The 17061-nt window shown below is 72.4% G+C and carries 14 protein-coding genes; 6 read left to right on the top strand and 8 right to left on the bottom strand.

All coding sequences use genetic code 11. The features are described from left to right. The first annotated feature begins 111 nt into the window (after positions 1-111). Both MRBLWS13_RS19530 and pcp read left to right on the top strand, forming a co-directional pair. On the top strand, positions 112-1554 hold the full coding sequence (locus tag MRBLWS13_RS19530) for an RNB domain-containing ribonuclease (RefSeq protein WP_349426973.1): 1443 nt from the start codon (positions 112-114) through the stop codon (positions 1552-1554). A 9-nt stretch (positions 1555-1563) separates the two neighbouring features. Continuing rightward, the gene (gene pcp / locus MRBLWS13_RS19525) at positions 1564-2202 is read left to right on the top strand and encodes a pyroglutamyl-peptidase I (RefSeq protein WP_349426972.1); all 639 of its coding nucleotides are present in this window, start codon (positions 1564-1566) and stop codon (positions 2200-2202) included. Positions 2203-2219: 17 nt separating this feature from the next. On the opposite strand, the gene MRBLWS13_RS19520 is transcribed toward pcp, so the two are convergent. The 5 genes from MRBLWS13_RS19520 to nhaA form a co-directional block, all read right to left on the bottom strand. Then, positions 2220-3425: a benzoate/H(+) symporter BenE family transporter gene (locus MRBLWS13_RS19520; RefSeq protein ID WP_349426971.1), complete on the bottom strand. Its 1206-nt coding sequence runs from the start codon at positions 3423-3425 to the stop codon at positions 2220-2222. Next, a complete protein-coding gene (locus MRBLWS13_RS19515; protein WP_349426970.1) occupies positions 3422-4168 on the bottom strand; it encodes a metallophosphoesterase family protein in 747 nt (248 codons plus the stop codon). The genes MRBLWS13_RS19520 and MRBLWS13_RS19515 overlap by 4 nt, the downstream gene beginning before the upstream one ends. 39 nt (positions 4169-4207) lie before the next feature. After that, positions 4208-5089 carry an aminoglycoside phosphotransferase family protein gene (locus MRBLWS13_RS19510; RefSeq protein ID WP_349426969.1) on the bottom strand — a complete coding sequence of 294 codons (882 nt, stop codon included), beginning with the start codon at positions 5087-5089 and terminating at the stop codon, positions 4208-4210. Then, the gene (ispG, locus tag MRBLWS13_RS19505; RefSeq protein ID WP_204260065.1) at positions 5089-6240 is read right to left on the bottom strand and encodes a flavodoxin-dependent (E)-4-hydroxy-3-methylbut-2-enyl-diphosphate synthase; all 1152 of its coding nucleotides are present in this window, start codon (positions 6238-6240) and stop codon (positions 5089-5091) included. Before ispG ends, MRBLWS13_RS19510 begins: the two co-directional genes overlap by 1 nt. A 99-nt stretch (positions 6241-6339) precedes the next feature. After that, positions 6340-8226 carry a Na+/H+ antiporter NhaA gene (gene nhaA, locus MRBLWS13_RS19500; RefSeq protein ID WP_349426967.1) on the bottom strand — a complete coding sequence of 629 codons (1887 nt, stop codon included), beginning with the start codon at positions 8224-8226 and terminating at the stop codon, positions 6340-6342. A 243-nt stretch (positions 8227-8469) separates the two neighbouring features. On the opposite strand from nhaA, the gene MRBLWS13_RS19495 reads away from it, so the two are divergent. Continuing rightward, on the top strand, positions 8470-10416 hold the full coding sequence (locus MRBLWS13_RS19495; protein WP_349426966.1) for a chorismate-binding protein: 1947 nt from the start codon (positions 8470-8472) through the stop codon (positions 10414-10416). 89 nt (positions 10417-10505) lie between these two features. Here MRBLWS13_RS19495 and MRBLWS13_RS19490 read toward each other — a convergent pair whose 3' ends face one another. From MRBLWS13_RS19490 to MRBLWS13_RS19480, 3 genes are all read right to left on the bottom strand, one after another. Further along, positions 10506-11783, bottom strand: a complete 1278-nt coding sequence (locus MRBLWS13_RS19490) for a DUF6596 domain-containing protein (RefSeq protein ID WP_349426965.1) — start codon at positions 11781-11783, stop codon at positions 10506-10508. Next, positions 11783-12148, bottom strand: a complete 366-nt coding sequence (locus MRBLWS13_RS19485) for a YciI family protein (protein ID WP_349426964.1) — start codon at positions 12146-12148, stop codon at positions 11783-11785. Before MRBLWS13_RS19485 ends, MRBLWS13_RS19490 begins: the two co-directional genes overlap by 1 nt. Before the next feature lie 111 nt (positions 12149-12259). Then, on the bottom strand, positions 12260-13603 hold the full coding sequence (locus MRBLWS13_RS19480; protein WP_349426963.1) for a M50 family metallopeptidase: 1344 nt from the start codon (positions 13601-13603) through the stop codon (positions 12260-12262). A 95-nt stretch (positions 13604-13698) separates the two neighbouring features. Here MRBLWS13_RS19480 and MRBLWS13_RS19475 point away from each other — a divergent pair, with 95 nt between their 5' ends. The 3 genes from MRBLWS13_RS19475 (at position 13699) to MRBLWS13_RS19465 (ending at position 16944) form a co-directional block, all read left to right on the top strand. Next, a complete protein-coding gene (locus MRBLWS13_RS19475) occupies positions 13699-14262 on the top strand; it encodes a hypothetical protein (RefSeq protein ID WP_349426962.1) in 564 nt (187 codons plus the stop codon). A gap of 156 nt (positions 14263-14418) precedes the next feature. Continuing rightward, positions 14419-15120, top strand: a complete 702-nt coding sequence (locus MRBLWS13_RS19470; protein WP_349426961.1) for a YcnI family protein — start codon at positions 14419-14421, stop codon at positions 15118-15120. Between the two features lie 159 nt (positions 15121-15279). Next, a complete protein-coding gene (locus tag MRBLWS13_RS19465; RefSeq protein ID WP_349426960.1) occupies positions 15280-16944 on the top strand; it encodes a UDP-N-acetylmuramoyl-L-alanyl-D-glutamate--2,6-diaminopimelate ligase in 1665 nt (554 codons plus the stop codon). Positions 16945-17061 lie beyond the last annotated feature (117 nt).

Here is a 17061-nt window from a genome sequence, read left to right as displayed (position 1 = left end):
AGTGTCCGCGTTCCCGCAGATGGTTCATATCCCACCGTGCGGCGCTCCGAAGGGGCGTGACGTCATTCCGCGCGCCGCGCGCTCGGACCGACGTCTGCCTACACTGAGCGGGTGCCCGCACGTCGCCCCCGAGTGGTCCCCGCGCGGGCCCACGACGACCTGACCGAGTCGCTCTCGCAGCTGCGGACCGAGCTCGACCTTCCGGATGGCTTCCCGGCGGCGGTGGAGGCCGAGGCACAGCAGGCGGTGCGCAGCGTCCCTGCCGATCCGGCAGCGGCGCAGCTCGACGACCTGCGCGACATCGAGTTCCTCACGATCGACCCGGCGGGCTCGACAGATCTCGATCAGGCGCTCCACCTCGAGCGCACGCCCACCGGTGCGGTGGTCCACTACGCCATCGCCGACCTGCCGGCGTTCGTGACGCCGGGCGGCGCCGTCGACGGCGAGGCGCGCCTGCGGGGGCAGACGCTCTACGCGGCCGATGGCCGGATTCCGCTGCATCCGGTCGCCCTCAGCGAGGACGCCGCCTCGCTGCTGCCCGGGCGCGAGCGGCGCGCGTTCGTGTGGCGATTCGTGCTCGACGACGGCGCACGGCCGGTCGAGACGACCCTGCGCCGCGCGGTGATCCGCTCGCGCGCCCAGTGGACCTACATGGATGCCCAGACCGCGATCGACGCGGGCACCGCGCCGAATGCCCTGCAGGCGCTGGCCTGGTTCGGGCCGCTGCGCCGGGAACGCGAGGCGGAGCGCGGCGGCGTGAGCCTCAACGTGCCCGAGACCCGCATCGTCGCCGACGATTCCGGCTACCGCCTCGAACGGGACGCGCCGCTCGCGGTCGAGGACTGGAACGCACAGCTGTCGCTGCTGACGGGCATGGCCGCGGCCGACCTCATGCTGCGCGGAGGAGTCGGCATCCTCCGCACCATGCCGGCCGCCGATCCGGACGACGTCGCTGCGTTCCGGGCGCAGACCGTGGCACTCGGCATCCCCTGGACAGCGGGCGTCTCGTACGGCGACTACCTCCGCTCGCTGGATCGCGATCGCCCGGCCGCGCTCGCGATCCTGGACGCCGCGGCCGGTCTGTTCCGGGGCGCCGGCTACGTGGCCTTCGACGGCAGCGCGCCCGCCGATCCGCTGCAGGCGGCGATCGGTGCGCCCTACGCCCACGCCACCGCTCCCCTGCGCCGGCTGGTCGACCGGTGGTCGCTCGTGGTGTGCGAAGCGCTGGCGAATCAGCGCGAGGTGCCGTCGTGGGCGCGAGAGAGCCTGCCGACGCTTCCCCCGCTCATGGCACGCAGCGATGGAGTGGCGAACCGGCTGGACGCCGCCGCCCTCGACCGGGTCGAGGCGGCACTGCTGTCGCGACGTGAAGGGCAGGCCTTCGAGGCCGTGGTGCTCGGCCGACGCAACGACGGCGCACGGGTGCAGCTGACGGATCCACCGGTGACCGCCAAGGTGGCCGGGCTCGACGCAGCCCCGGGATCCACGGTGCGGCTGCGTCTCAGGAGCGCCTCCATCGCGACGGGATCCATCGTTCTGGAGCCGACCGCCTAGCCTGGTGTCGTGACGACGACCGTGCTCCTGACCGGGTTCGAGCCCTTCGGAGGCGACGCCGCCAACCCGTCGGGCGAGGCCGTCCACCGTGTCGCCTCCCGCTGGGAGGGACCCGAGGTGCTCGTCTCGGCCGTACTGCCGGTGACGTTCACCGGCGCCGCAGGCCGCCTGCGAGAGCTGCTCGCCGACCATCGGCCGGACGTGGTGATCGCGGCCGGCCTGGCGGGTGGACGCGCCGCGATCGGGGTCGAGCGCGTCGCCGTGAACCTCGTGGACGCCCGCATCCCCGACAATGTCGGCCAGCAGCCGGTCGACGTGCCGAGCGTGCCAGGGGCCGCGGCGGCGCACTTCGCCACGCTGCCGGTGAAGGAGATCGCACGGCGGATCGCCGCGGCCGGCATCCCCGCGGAGGTGTCGTACTCGGCGGGCACGTTCGTCTGCAACCACGTCTTCTTCACGGCGCTCGAGGCGGCGGCATCCGGAACCCGAGCGGGATTCGTCCACGTTCCCTGGTCGGCAGAGCACGCCCCGTCATCCGATTCCGCAGCTCTTCCGCTCGCCGACATCGCCCGGGCGCTCGAGATCGCCGTCCGCACCAGCCTCGCCGTGACCGCCGACGCGCGCATGCCCGGCGGCACGCTCCACTGACGCCGGCTGTCTGCCCGTCAGCGCGAGCGGCGTCCCGCGTGGAGCACCTCGCGCACGATGAGTCCCGCGACCAGCGCCCAGAACGCCGCGCTGACGCCCGCGATCGCCACACCCGACGCCGCGACCAGGAACGTCACCACGGCAGGCAGCCGCTCCCCCGGGTCATCGATCGCCTGCTGCACGGCCGAACCGAACGCGCCGAACAGCGCGATGCCGGCGACCGCCGGGATGACGGCATCCGGAGAGACCACCACGAGGGCGACGAGCCCCGCCGACAGGCCACCGAGAACGATGCCACCGGCTCCCGTCGACACCCCGGCGACCCAGCGCCGCTTCGCATCGGGGTCGGCCTCCGGCCCCGCGGCGAGCGCCGCGCTGATCGCCGCCAGGTTGATCGCGTGCCCGCCCGCGGTCGCTCCGAGGGCGGTGCCCAGGCCGGTGACGAGCATCGCCGGCCGCCAGGGCACCTCGTAGCCGAAGCTGCGCATGATGGCGACGCCCGGGACGTTCTGCGAGGCCATCGTCACGAGGAAGAGCGGCAGCGCCAGACCCACGACGGCTCCGACGGTGAAGACGGGCGCCGTGAACTCGAGCCGCGGCACCAGCAGGGCGGGGTCGATCGTCGCGCCGGTGACCGCGACATGCACGCCGATGACGACGGATGCCGCGACGAACGCCAGCGGCACCGCCCAGCGCGGCGCCGCGCGCACGAACACCAGCCAGGTGAGGAGGACGGGGATGACGCCCCACGGGTTCTGCACGACTCCGGTGACCGGCGCGAGACACAGCGGCAGCAGCACACCCGCGAGCATCGCCTGGGCGATCGACGGCGGGATCCGGGCGATCAGCCGTCCTAGCTGCGGCCAGAGCGCCGTCAGCAGGATGAGGCCCGCCGTCACGAGGAATGCCCCGACGGCCGCGGGCCAGCCGCCCTCGACGGAGCCCGTGGCGGCGAGCACGGCGGCTCCCGGCGTCGACCACGCCACCGTGATCGGCATCCGGTACCGCCAGGCGAGCAGGATCGCCGAGGCGCCCATCGTCAGGCACAGCACCAGCAGGCCGCTCGCCGCCTGCGCGCGCGTCGCCCCGACGGCGTCGAGACCTGTCAGCACGACGGCGAACGAGCTCGTGACTCCGACGAGCGCAGTCACGATCCCGGCGACGATCGGCCGCGAGAGTGGCGCGGCGGGCTCGGTCGGCGCGGGGCCTGCGGCGGCGCTCACGCGCCCTGCCGTCCGCGGTACACGGCGGTGCGGAGCTCGACCTCCCAGACGTCGCGCCGAGGCATGCCGACGGCCTGCGCCGCCGCGACCTCGGCGTCGACGTCGTACGGCACCCGCACGAAGCGCACCTCGAACGGCGCCCGTTCGGACGCGTCGAGCACACCCTCGAGGATCACATAGCTCGGCGTCGGCTCGTCGAGCGGGTTGCCGACGCTGCCGGCGTTGAAGAGGGTGCGACCGTCGCGGGACTCGAGATACGTGTCGTGGATGTCGCCGTAGCCCACGACGGTCGGCTCGGGGCCGTCCCCGGTCATCTGCGTGGCGCGGAACATGCCGTCGAACTCCTCGTCGGTGTGACGGAACCGCACCCGCACGTGCGGACTCTCGGCGGACGCGTGGAACAGCCGGATCCGCCGCCCGCTCATCACGAGGTCGTGGCTGAGCGCCAGCCCGCCCAGCCAGCGCCGCTGCTCCGGCGAGAGCTCGTCACGCCACCACCGCATCTCCTCGGGCTGGTCGTCACCGACGGTGCCGATGAAGTCGTCCCAGTTGCCGCGGATGTTCACCTCGCACACGTCGCGCACGCGCTCGGTGGCGGCGCCGCCCCGCGGGCCTTTGCCGACGTTGTCGCCCAGGTTGATGATCCGGCGGATGCCGCGGCCGGCGATGTCGTCGAGCACCGCTTCGAGAGCGGTCAGATTCCCGTGGACGTCGGAGATGAGGGCGATCCGGTCGAGAGCCATCTTCGGATCATGCCACGCCTCTCGGAGCGAGCGCGGCCGTCAGCGCCCGAACTCGGCGAGCGCGTCGGCGATCATGCGGTGGCCCTGCGCCTCGAACTCCTCGTCCCCCACCTGATGCGCCCAGCAGGCGGTGCCGATGGCTTCGCGCAGCCGCAGCAGGAGCCAGTGCGACGGACCGAAGGCTCGCTCGGACGTGCCGGATCCGAGCCGCGGATCATGACCGTAGCCCTCGAAGAAGGCGGTCTCGCACGCCGGGTTCTCACGCCACTCCTGCGCCGCGAGCCGAACGAAGTCGGTCGCGGCGGGGCGGAACGCGAACCTGCCGAAGTCGATCACCCGGACCACGCCGGCGTCCACCAGCCAGTTGCGAGGCTGCCAGTCGCCATGCGTGGGAACGAGGTCCGCGTCGATCGGCGGCAGAGCGTCGAGCGCGTGTCGCAGCCGTGCCTGCACCTCCGGCGTGATGGCGTCGGACGTGTCTAGCCAGAGCAGAGCGCGACGCGTGGCCGCGGCATCCGCTCCGTCCGACGGGCGGGAAGCCTGGTCGTGGAACCGCCGCAGCAGCTCACCCGCGCCGCGGTGCACCTCGGGGTCCACGCCCGCGGGCGTCCGGTACGCGAGCTCACCCGGCACCCACTCGAGCACCAGCACCCGCGCCGCACGGTCGGAGTGCACCAGGCGCGCCGCGTGGCCCCTCCGCTGCCAGACCGCGACGAAGCCGCCCTCGTGCGCATCGAGCTCGCGACCGAGATGGTGATCGCCGTCGCCGGACGCCTTGACGATCAGCTCGCGACCGGCGTGCCGCACCCGCAGCACGACCGTCTCCACCTGGTTCCAGCTGAGGTCGGCGACGGCCTCGGCTCCCGGCAGCCACTCGTCGACCTGATCCCGCTGCACGGCCGACAGCCGGCCGAAGCCCATCAGGACGTGACGACCTGCGCCGTGCCGACTGCGGCGTCCGGGCCCATCTCGGCGGCGAGACGGTTGGCCTCCTCGATGAGGGTGGCGACGATGTCGGCCTCGGGCACGGTCTTGATGACCTGCCCCTTCACGAAGATCTGTCCCTTGCCGTTGCCCGAGGCGACGCCGAGGTCGGCCTCGCGCGCCTCCCCGGGTCCGTTGACGACGCAGCCCATGACCGCGACGCGCAGCGGCACCGTCATGTCCTTGAGGCCCTCGGTGACGTTGTCGGCGAGCGTGTAGACGTCGACCTGGGCACGGCCGCAGGACGGGCACGACACGATCTCGAGCTTGCGCTCGCGCAGGTTCAGCGACTGCAGGATCTGGTGGCCGACCTTGACCTCTTCGGCGGGCGGGGCCGACAGCGACACGCGGATCGTGTCGCCGATGCCCTCCGCGAGCAGGATGCCGAAGGCGGTCGCCGACTTGATCGTGCCCTGGAACGCGGGTCCGGCCTCGGTCACACCGAGGTGGAGGGGCCAGTCGCCGCGCTCGGCGAGGAGCCGGTAGGCCTTGACCATCACGATCGGGTCGTTGTGCTTGACCGAGATCTTGAAGTCGTGGAAGTCGTGCTCCTCGAAGAGCGACGCTTCCCAGACAGCGCTCTCGACGAGAGCCTCGGGAGTCGCCTTGCCGTACTTCTCGAGCAGGCGCCGGTCGAGCGAGCCGGCGTTGACGCCGATCCGGAGCGACACCCCGGCCGCCTTCGCGGCGGCGGCGATCGCGCCGACCTGGTCGTCGAACTTGCGGATGTTGCCCGGGTTCACGCGCACCGCGCCGCAGCCGGCATCGATGGCCTGGAACACGTACTTGGGCTGGAAGTGGATGTCGGCGATCACCGGGATCTGACTCTTCGCCGCGATGATGTGCAGCACGTCGGCGTCGTCCTGCGACGGCACGGCGACGCGCACGATCTCGCAGCCCGACGCGGTGAGCTCGGCGATCTGCTGCAGCGTGGCGTTGATGTTGGTGGTCGGCGTCGTGGTCATCGACTGCACGCTCACCGGCGCATCGCCGCCGACCAGCACCTTGCCCACCTTGATCTGGCGGGTCTTGCGACGGGGGGCGAGCGTTTCGGGGACCTTGGGCATCCCGAGATTGACGGCTGGCACGTGCTCCAGCCTACGCGTCGGTGCAGGGCATCGGCTGAGTGGCCGCGACCGGACAGTGAGAGCGCGGGGCGGGACGGGATCGCTCGTCCCCCGCCGGGCTCACTCGCTCGCCGCCGGCGACGGTGCAGCGGGCGCCTCCGGCTCCGAGCCGGTGAGCGCGCGGATCAGGGTCTGCGCATCGTAGGGGCCCACGTGACGGACGCCGTTGATGAAGAACGTCGGCACCGACGTGATGTCCATCGCCTCGGCATCCAGCATGTCGTCGCGCACGCGCGCGGTGACCTTCGGCGAGCTCAGGTCGTCCTCGAAGCGATCGACGTCGAGGCCGAGGTCGCGTGCGCGGCGGATGATGTCGGACGGGAGCTGGTGGTCCTGATCGGCGAACAGGCTCCGCGAGAACTCCGGCAGCTTCCCCTGCAGGTTCGCGGCCTCCGCGGCCTCGGCCGCCGCCAGCGCGTTCGGGTGCTGACGCTCCAGCGGCGCGTGTCGCCACACGTAGCGCAGGCGGTCGCCGAGCTCCTTGCGGACCTCCTCGATCGAGCCCGACGCCTTGAGGCAGAAGGGGCACTGGAAGTCGCCGTACTCCACGATCGTGAGCGGCGCGTTCACGTCACCGTAGATGTGGTCGCGCTGGGGGTCGACCGGCCGCACCAGGGCGCGTCCACCGTCGTCGTCGGGCCGCCGTGCGTCCGAGATACGGAACACGATCGCTGCCAGCACGAAGGCGAGGACGGACGCCGCCAGCACGCCGACGCGCGCCTCGTTCTGCACGTCGGGGTCCTCGATCGCGAGGTCGATGATGAACAGCGAGATCGTGAACCCGATGCCGCACAGCATCGCGCCGCCCGCGATGCGGTCGAGCGTCAGGCCCAGTCCGAAATCGCCGAGTTTGAACACCTTCATGATGGCCGCGGCGCCGAAGACGCCGACGAACTTGCCCACGACGAGACCGACGACGATGGCCCACGTGACCGGGGACTGCGCGGCGGCCGCGAGGATCGGCCCCGAGATCTCGACGCCAGCATTGGCGAGGGCGAACAGCGGCAGGATGACGTAGGCGACGTACGGCGCGTACGCCGACTGCAGGCGCTCGTTGATCGAGATCGACTCCCGGAGGCTGTTGGCGGCCTGCCGCGCGTACTCGCTGTTCGGCGACTGGCGGAACATCCGCGCGAGCTCGAGCGCCTGCTCGACGTCGCGCCGATTCGGCCGGTAGACGGGGATCAGCAGCGCGATCGCCACCCCCGCGAGCGTCGGGTGCACGCCCGACGCGAGGAAGGCGAGCCACACGATGATCGACAGTGTGGCGTAGATCGGGCCGCGGCCACGCGGGACGTAGCGGGTGAAGAAGATCCCGGCCAGGCCGACGGCAGCGACGAGAAGCGGCAGCGGTGTGAAGCTGTCGGTGTAGAAGAGGGCGATGATGCTCAGCGCGCCGATATCGTCCACGACCGCGAGGGCGAGCAGGAACACCCGGAGCCTGCCAGAGGCGCGCGGCCCGATCAGTGCGAGTGCGCCGACGAGGAACGCGGTGTCGGTCGAGATCACGACCCCCCACGCGTGCTCGAATCCCGACCCCCTCGCGATCGCGAGGTAGAGCCCGGCCGGCACCAGCAGTCCCGCCACCGCGGCGACCACGGGGATCATGGCGCGGGACCAGCTCGTGAGCTCCCCGATCGCGAACTCGCGCCGCACCTCGAGGCCGACTGTGAAGAAGAAGATCGCCATGAGCGCGTCGTTGACGAGCGCGTGCAGCGTGAACGCGAGATGGATGTCGCCGAAGCTGATCGTCAGCTGCGTCTCCCAGAAGTCGTGATACGACGTCGCGGAGACGTTCGCCCAGACGATCGCGAGCACCAGCAGGAGCGCGCCCGTGCGCTGCTCCCCCATGTTGCGGATGCGGTCGGCGATCGAGGGACGCCGTCGGGGCCGCCGATCCGGCTGCTCCGGTTCGGCTGATCGGTCGGTGATCGTGAGGTGGGTCATGGCGTACCTCCGCGGCGCGGGGATGCGGGCAAACGGGTCGGCCCCAGTATGGTGCCGAATCCGGGGACAGTGGGCCGGGATCCGTCGCGGTGACCGATTCGCGCGTGTGGTAGGTTCGGCGCATGTCCGCGCACCTTTCCTGGTGGCTCACCGCATAGGCGGTGTGTTCGCGCGACCACAGACCGCCCACGGGCGGTCTTCTTTTTCGTACGGGACACCGCCCCACGACGAAAGACGAACACCATGACCGGGCCTGCCCCCATGTCCCCTCGCGACCTCGCTGCCAGCGGCATCCCCTTCGCGCTCATCGCGCGCGACGACAGCACCGTCGAGGTGCTGACCGGCGATGTCGTCGACGTCGAGCTGCTGGCCGACATCCCGCTGACGGACGCCTCGGGCTCGCCGCGGGAGGTGCTGGCGCTCGTGCCGTTCCGGCAGGTGCGCGAGCGCGGATTCGAGTGCCACGACGACGGAGCCGCGCTGCGCTGCCTCGTCGTGCGCAACCGAGCCTCGCTCCCGCGCGACGAGACCATGGCGCTGCTGCCGACCGAGCCCGTCGCGCTCGAGGGCGCCGGCTTCGACATCGCCGACGAGGACTACGCCGACATCGTGCGGCGGGTGATCGCCGACGAGATCGGGCGCGGCGAAGGCGCCAACTTCGTCATCCGCCGCGACTTCACCGCCGGTGTGTCCACGGATGCCGCCACCGCCGCCCTCACGTGGTTCCGCGCCCTGCTCGAGCACGAGCGCGGCGCGTACTGGACGTTCGCGGTCGTCACACCCGGCCATGTCGCCGTCGGCGCGAGCCCCGAGGCGCACGTCAGCGCACGCGACGGCGTCGTGACGATGAACCCGATCTCGGGCACGTTCCGTCACCCGGCCGGCGGCGCGACCGCCGAGACGCTCACCGAGTTCCTCCGCTCCACCAAGGAGACCGAGGAGCTGTTCATGGTCGTCGACGAGGAGCTCAAGATGATGAGCGCCGTCTGCTCCGACGGCGGCCGCATCACCGGTCCGCATCTCAAGGAGATGTCGCGACTCACGCACACCGAGTACGTGCTGCGCGGGCGCAGCCGGCTGGATCCCCGCGACATCCTCCGCGAGACCATGTTCGCGCCGACCGTGACCGGCTCGCCGATGCAGAACGCGTGCACGGTCATCACCCGGCACGAGAGCACCCCGCGGGGCTACTACTCGGGCGTGGCCGCCCTGTTCACCCCCCGCCTGACGCTCGCGGCCGGCGAGGCGACCCATGACCTCGACGCTCCCATCCTCATCCGCACCGCATATCTGCAGGACGGCCGGTTGCGCGTTCCCGTCGGGGCGACGCTGGTGCGCCACTCCGACCCCTACGGCGAGGTCGGCGAGACGCACGGAAAGGCCGCCGGCGTGCTCGGCGCCATCGGCGCCGTGCCCCGTGACGCTGCGGCCGAGGCCGCCGTCGTCGCCGTGCCCGACGCCGACGTCATCGACGAGGACGCCCCCGCTCCCGCGCCGCGCCCTCTCGCGGACGACCCGGCGATCGCCGAGCTGCTGGCCTCCCGCAACGGACGCCTGGCGGAGTTCTGGCTCAACCCGCAGGGCTCGGACGGGCCTGCGCCGTTCGCCGGCCGGTCGGCGCTCGTCGTCGACGCCGAGGACCGCTTCACCACGATGCTCGCCCATCAGTTGCGCCATCTCGGGCTCGACGTGCGGATCGCGCCGTGGGACGAGGTGACCGACGCCCAGATCGACGACGCCGAGCTGCTCGTGTCAGGCCCCGGGCCGGGCGATCCGCGTGATGTGTCCAGCCCCCGCATCCGGCGCATGCGCGAGGTGGTCGGGCGGCGGCGCAAGAGCGGCCGGCCGATCCTCGCCGTGTGCCTCAGCCACCAGATCCTCGCCGACACGTTCGGCATCGACCTGGCACCGCTGGACGCACCGCACCAGGGGCTGCAGAAGTCGGTCGACGTGTTCGGGATGCCGGCATCCATCGGCTTCTACAACACGTTCACCGCCCGCGTACCCGCGGGCACGACGCGCGCCGGCGAGGCCGAGATCGCAGCGGACGCCTCGGGCGACGTCTACGCGCTGCGCGGGCAGGGCTTCGCATCGGTGCAGGGGCACCTGGAGTCCATCCTGTCGCGGGACGGTATGACCACGCTGCAGCGCCTGGTCGAGCAGGCGATGGCGCCGGTTTCCGGTCGTTGAGCGAGGGAGCGTCAGCGAGCGAGACGAAACGCATCGAGCCGAGCATCACGCCGGTTGCGGGCGTTTCGTCTCGCTCGTTCCTCGCTCGCTCAACGACCGGTGACGGTCCTCGTCGCCGCGCGGGCAGCCAGCAGGCGTCGTTCGGCCTCGTTCGCGGTGAGCTCGAGTGCGCGCAGGTCAGCGGCGACCGCGTCGTCGTCGCGGCCGAGCTCGCGCAGCAGTGACGCCCGGACGGCGTGCCACAGGTGCGAACGGGCCAGCGGATCCGCGAGCCCGTCGACCTCGGCGAGCGCGACGCCGGCGCCTGCCACGCGCGCCAGCGCGACGGCGCGGTTCAGTCGCACCACAGGCGACCGGTCGTACGCGAGCAGCATGTCGTAGAGCGTCAGGACCTGCAGCCAATCGGTGGACGCCTCGTCCGCGGCATCCGCGTGGCACGCCGCGATCGCCGCGTGCAGCTGCCAGCGTCCCGGGCGCCGCAGCCGGGCCGCGCGCTCCAGCGACGCGCGGGCCTCGCCGAGAAGCGCGGCGTCCCACCGCGACCTGTCCTGGTCGGCCAGCAGCACCAGCTCGCCGCCCACCGATCGCGCAGACTCGCGGGCCCGGTGGAACTGCAGGAGCGCGAGGAGTCCCTGAGCCTCCGCGGCGCGCGGCAGCGCCTCGGCGACCACTCGGGCGAGCCAGAGCGCGTCGTCGGCGAGGTCACGGTCGGCCGCGGCATCCGACCCCGCCACGAAGTGGGCCTCGCTGTACATCACCGAGACCACGGTCAGCACGAGGTCGAGCCGCGCGGCGGCATCCGCCCCTTCGGGGACCCTCAGCGGGATGCCGCTCTCGGCGATCTTGCGCTTAGCGCGCGAGATGCGCTGCCCCGTGGTCGATTCGGCCGTGAACGTGGCGCGGGCGATCTGCGCCGTCGTGAGTCCGCACACCGCGCGGAGAGTGAGCGCGAGCTGCGCATCGGGCGCGAGCGCCGGGTGGCAGCAGCCGAACAGCAGCGGCAGGCGCTCGTCGGCCGGTGCCCCTCCGACCACGGGAGCGGGTGCGAGCAGCGCGACCTTGTCTCGCAGCACGCGTTCCCGGCGCACCCGGTCGAGTGCGTTGTGCCGCGCCGCCTGCATCAGCCAGGCTCCGGGCTTCGGCGGCATCCCCCGCGCCCGCCACTCGCGCAGCGCCTCCACGACCGCCTCCGCGACGGCCTCTTCCGCCACGTCGAAGCTGCCGAACGACACGGTGAGCGCCGCGGTGATGCGTGCGGACTCCTCACGCACGACCGCGGCGAGGAGGCGATCGGATGCCGCGGCGCGAGCGTACGACGGACGCGGGTCGTCCGCGCCCGGCCCGGCCGCGGCATCCGGCTCGGGCATTACTCGAACTGGCTGTAGTCGACGACCATCGGCCGGATCTCGACGGCGACTCCGGGGAATTCGAGCGAGGGCCAGGTCTTCACGAGCGCGATCGCCGCGTCGAGGTCGGGGACGTCGATCACGCTGAATCCTCCGACGACCTCCTTCGCCTCCGAGAAGGGGCCGTCGGCGACGACGGGCCCGTCGTCGCCCGCCCGCACCGTCGTCGCGGTGCTGACCGGATGCAGCTCCGCCCCCGAGTCGTCGATCTTGTCGGCGTTCGTGCCGAACCACTCGTAGATCCGCCCGTAGACCTCCTGGCGGCGCTCCTCCGGCACCGCGTCGTCGAGCTCGGGTGTCGAGGTGAACATGATCACGTACTTCACGGTCGTCGTCCTTCCGTCAGTGGAACCGTTGCACCCCTACAGCGAACGGGCAAGGCCGTTTTCGACAGGCTCGGCGAACGGATCCTCGGTGGTCCGGCGACCGCCGGCGGCTCAGAAGAGCGTCACCGGGTTGAAGAGGTCGGCGAGGATCAGCACAGCCCCCATCACGATGAGGGCGATCACGACCACGAACGTCACGGGCACGAGCCTGGTCGCATCCACCGGCTTCGGCGGCGGGCGGCGGAACAGCTTCGCCCAGGCGCGCTTGAGTCCCTCCCACAGAGCCACCGCGACGTGTCCGCCGTCCAGCGGCAGCAGCGGGATGAGGTTGAAGACGAAGAGCGCGATGTTGAGCGAGGCGAGCAGCGAGAGGAAGCCGGCGACCCGGTTGAGGATCGGAGAGTCGGCCGCGGCCACCTCGCCGGACAGGCGCCCGGCGCCGACGATGCTGAGCGGGCCGTTCGGATCGCGCTCCTGCCCGGTGACGAGGTCGACGGCCGTGTCCCACACCTTCGCCGGCAGCTGCCAGATGATGCCGGCAACGGCGCCGACGTTCTGCACGGCCATCTGCGGTCCGGCCCAGATCGGCTGTGTGACGTACTCGACCGACGGGCCGATGCCGACGAAGCCGACCTCCTCGGTCGTCGTCGTGCCGTCGGCGGCGGTCACCTCGGTCTCGATCGTCGCCGGCGTGACCTGGATGCTCTGCTCGGAGCCGTCGCGCTCGACCACGAACGTCAGCTGTTCGCCGGGCGAAGAGCGGATGATGGCAGTCGCCTCGTCGAAGTCGGCGACCGGCTGCCCGTCGATCGAGACGATCGTGTCGCCGGCTTGGATGCCCGCCGCCTCGGCGGGGGCCGCAGGCGCGGACACGGCGCACTCGGTCGAGCTCGTGGTCGGGACGCACTCGGACAGGCGGGCGACCGTCGTCGTGGCGGTCTGCAGGCCGATGCCGGTCAGGAGGATCGCGAACAGCACCATGGCGAACAGGAGGTTCATGACCGGGCCGCCCAGCATCACGACGATGCGCTTCCAGATGGGCAGCCGGTAGAACACGTGCACGTCGTCGTCGCCGTGCAGCGTCTCGTCGTTGGCGTCGCGCGCGTCCTGGACCATCGTGGCGAAGAACCCGCCGCCGGCACGCCCGGATCGTGATCCGGAGCCCGAGGCCTGGGTGGCTGCGGATGCCTCGGCAGCGCGCGCCCGCTCGCCGGGCGACGGCGGGTACATGCCGGCCATCGAGATGTAGCCGCCGATCGGGAACGCCTTGACGCCGTACTCGGTCCCGCGCATGCGCCGGGACCACAGCGTCGGCCCGAACCCGATCATGTACTGGCCGACGCGCACGCCGAACTTCTTGGCTGGCCACAGGTGGCCGAGCTCGTGCAGCGCGATCGAGACGGCGAGGCCCACGACCATGAGCACGACACCGATGACGAACGCGAGGATCTCCACACGCTCACGGTACCCGCGTGTTGCTTTGAGTTGGGTGTGACGGTGCGTTCGGGCGACGCCTCGCCCCTCCCGTAGGCTCGACGTGAGGAGGAGCCGTGACCCCACGCCACGTGCGCGCGCTGCGCGGCACCGCCGCGGCATGGGTCGCGACCGTCGTCGCCGCCACGGCTCACACGCTCGCCGGCGGCGGGGCTCCCTCCCCCGCCCTGGTCGTCGCCGTCGGCATCCTCTCGTCGCCCTTCGCGGTGGGCCTCATCGGGCGCCGCCTCTCCGCGTGGCGGATGGGCGCCACCGTCCTTGCGAGCCAGTCCCTGTTCCACGTGGCGTTCGCTCTGACCGCCGACGCCGACCCTGCGGCACTGCACGGGCACCACGTCACGCACCTGGGCGGCACTCTCAGCACCGTCGTGCTCCCCGACGCCCCCATGCTCGCCGCCCATGTGCTCGCCGCGTTCGCGACCGTCGCCGCGCTGCAGAGCGCAGAGCGGATGCTGCGCGCCCTGGGCCGCGGCATCCGCTCGGTGTTCACCCGCGTCCGCGGCATCGCCCCGCGTGCGCCGATGCCCCGGCTCGTCACGCCGCAGACGCGTCCGTCCGGCGCCGCGCTGCGCGTCGTCCTCTCGGGCACCTCCCGGCGCGGACCGCCCGCCTTCGTCTGAGCGGCGCACCGAGCGCCGCGCCCGTCGCCGGCCGCGCCCGATGCGTGCGCCGGGTCCTCTCGCGTACGCGCTCCCGCCGCGTACCGCCGGTCGGCCGTTCGCGCCGATCACCCCCGACGACAGACGAAAGCACACACCATGAACACGCTCACGCACATGTCCCCCACCCGCCGCCTCGTGATCGGCGCCACCGCCGGTCTGGCCCTCGCCCTCGCCGCGCCGCTCGCCGCGTCCGCCCACGTGCACGTGACCCCTGAGACCGCCTCAGCCGGCGGGACCGAGACCCTCACCTTCTCGTTCTCGCACGGCTGCGACGGCTCGCCCACGACCGCCCTCGCCGTCGACATCCCCGAGGGCGTCGGCAACGCGACACCCGTCGTGCAGGGCGGCTGGACCATCACGCGCGAGCTCGGCGCCGACGGCGTGCCGACGCGCGTCGTCTACACCCCCGACACCCCCGTCGAGGACGGGCTGAAGGCGACCGTCTCGATGGATGCGCTCTTCACCGAGGCGACCGCGGACACCACTCTCGCCTTCCCCGTCACCCAGACGTGCGCGGAGGGAGAGACGGCGTGGACGCAGATCGCCGAGGACGGCGAGGATCCGCATGACCTCGACGCGCCCGCGCCGCTCGTCGAGGTGGGCGACGCCGCGGACGACGCCGATGCCGGGCATGCGACCGGTGCCGAGGGTGCGGACCACGCGACCCACGAGAGCGCCGAGGCGGCAGCCGACACCGAGGCGGCGGCATCCGGCACGTCCGCCGACCCGGTCGCACGCTGGCTCGCCGCGGGGGGACTCGTCGCGGGGATCGCCGCACTCGCTGTCGTGCTCGTGCGCGGACGCCGCAAGGCCTGAGCCGCCCTCCGTGCCCCGGTCGCCGAGCGCGAACATCCCGCTCGGCGACCGGGGTGCCGGCGCGTCCGGCCACGGTGACGAGCCCGCTGCAGGGCCTGCCGGCGCCCTTGCACAGGCTCGCGGGCGGGGGCACGGGCGCCATGCGAAGATGGATGCGCCATGCCGACCGACGCGCCTTCGAACCTGCCCCCGGTACTCCGCCCCGACGCGCCGCCGACCCACTCCCTCGCGGACCTCGCGGCGCGCTTCGCCGTCGCCGTCCGCGGCGACGTCGCCGGCCCCACGCTCACGGGCATCACCCTCGCGACCGCCGATCTTCGGCCCGGCGACGTGTTCGTCGCGGTGCAGGGCGTCAACCGCCACGGCGCCGAATTCGCCGCGACGGCAGCCGAGAAGGGCGCCGTCGCCGTGGTGACGGATGCCGCCGGGGCCGACGTCGCCGCCGCGAGCGGGCTGCCCGTCGTGCTGGTCGAGAACCCGCGCGCAATCCTCGGCGAGCTGTCGGCGTGGGTGTACAGCACCGGTCGCGACGACGACCTCCCGACGCTCTTCGGAACCACGGGCACCAACGGCAAGACCAGCGTGTCGCACCTGCTCGAGGGCATCCTCGGCCAGCTCGGCGTGACGACGGGCCTGTCATCCACCGCCGAGCGGCACATCGCCGGACAGGTGGTCGTGTCGCGGCTGACGACGCCCGAGGCGTACGAGATGCACGCGCTCCTCGCCCTGATGCGCGAACGGGGCGTCGAAGCCGTCGCCGTCGAGGTGAGCGCGCAGGCGCTCAGCCGCCGCCGCGTCGACGGCATCGTGTTCGACGTCGCCGGCTTCACCAACCTCACGCACGACCACCTCGACGACTACGCCGACATGCGCGAGTACTTCGAGGCGAAGCTGCCGCTGTTCCGTCCCGACCGCGCGCGCCGCGCCGTCGTCTGCATCGACTCCGAGCCCGGCGCCGAGGTCGTGGCGCGCAGCGAGGTGCCGACCGTCACGGTCGGCACGCCCGCGCTCGCCTCGGACGCGGATGCCGCAGCCGCCGCGGATTGGGTCGTCGACATCCTCGACGAGCGGCAGGTCGGCACCGAGTTCCGCCTCACCGCCCGGGACGGGCGCTCGCTGACGACCCTCGTCCCCGTGATCGGGCGGCACATGGCGGCCAACGCCGGCCTCGCGATCGTCATGATCCTCGAGGGCGGCTACACGTGGGAGCGCCTGGTCGACGCGCTCGACGGCGGCCGCATCGACGCCTACCTCCCCGGGCGCACCGAACTCGTCTCGGGCGAGACGGGACCGGCCGTCTACGTGGACTTCGGTCACTCCCCCGACGCCTTCGAGAAGACGCTGTCCGCGGTCCGCAGGGTGACACCGGGCAAGGTCGTCATGCTGTTCGGCGCCGACGGCGACCGCGACGCCACGAAGCGGCACGACATGGGCCGCACCGGCGTCGAGGGCAGCGACATCCTCGTCATCACCGACCACCACCCGCGCCACGAGGATCCCGACTCGATCCGGGCCACCCTCGTCGAGGGCGCGCGCCGGGCGCAGCCGGATGCCGAGATCCACGAGTTCTCCCCGCCCGAGCGCGCGATCATCGAGGCCGTCGCGCTCGTCGGCGACGGCGACGCCATCCTCTGGGCCGGTCCCGGGCACCAGGACTATCGCGACATCCGCGGTGTCCGAACGCCGTACTCGGCGCGCGAGCTCGCCCGTCGCGCCCTGCGCGAGGCCGGCTGGCCCGTGCCCGAGCCGCACTGGCCGGTGCCGTACCCGGAGCACGAGACTCCGGCATCCGACCCGCTGCGGCCCGTATATCCCGAGGCCTGAGCACCCCGCCGGCTCTCGTTCGTCGCAGTCGCGGCGCTCGCCCCTCAGCCGTCCGCCCCCGGTTGAGTTGTCGTATATGTACGCGGCAGGCGGCGTGTCGCGTGCATATGCGGCAAG

Origin of the sequence: Microbacterium sp. LWS13-1.2 (assembly GCF_040144835.1) — a bacterium.
Taxonomy (GTDB): Bacteria; Actinomycetota; Actinomycetes; order Actinomycetales; family Microbacteriaceae; genus Microbacterium.
This window is presented reverse-complemented; position numbering and strand designations above follow the sequence as displayed.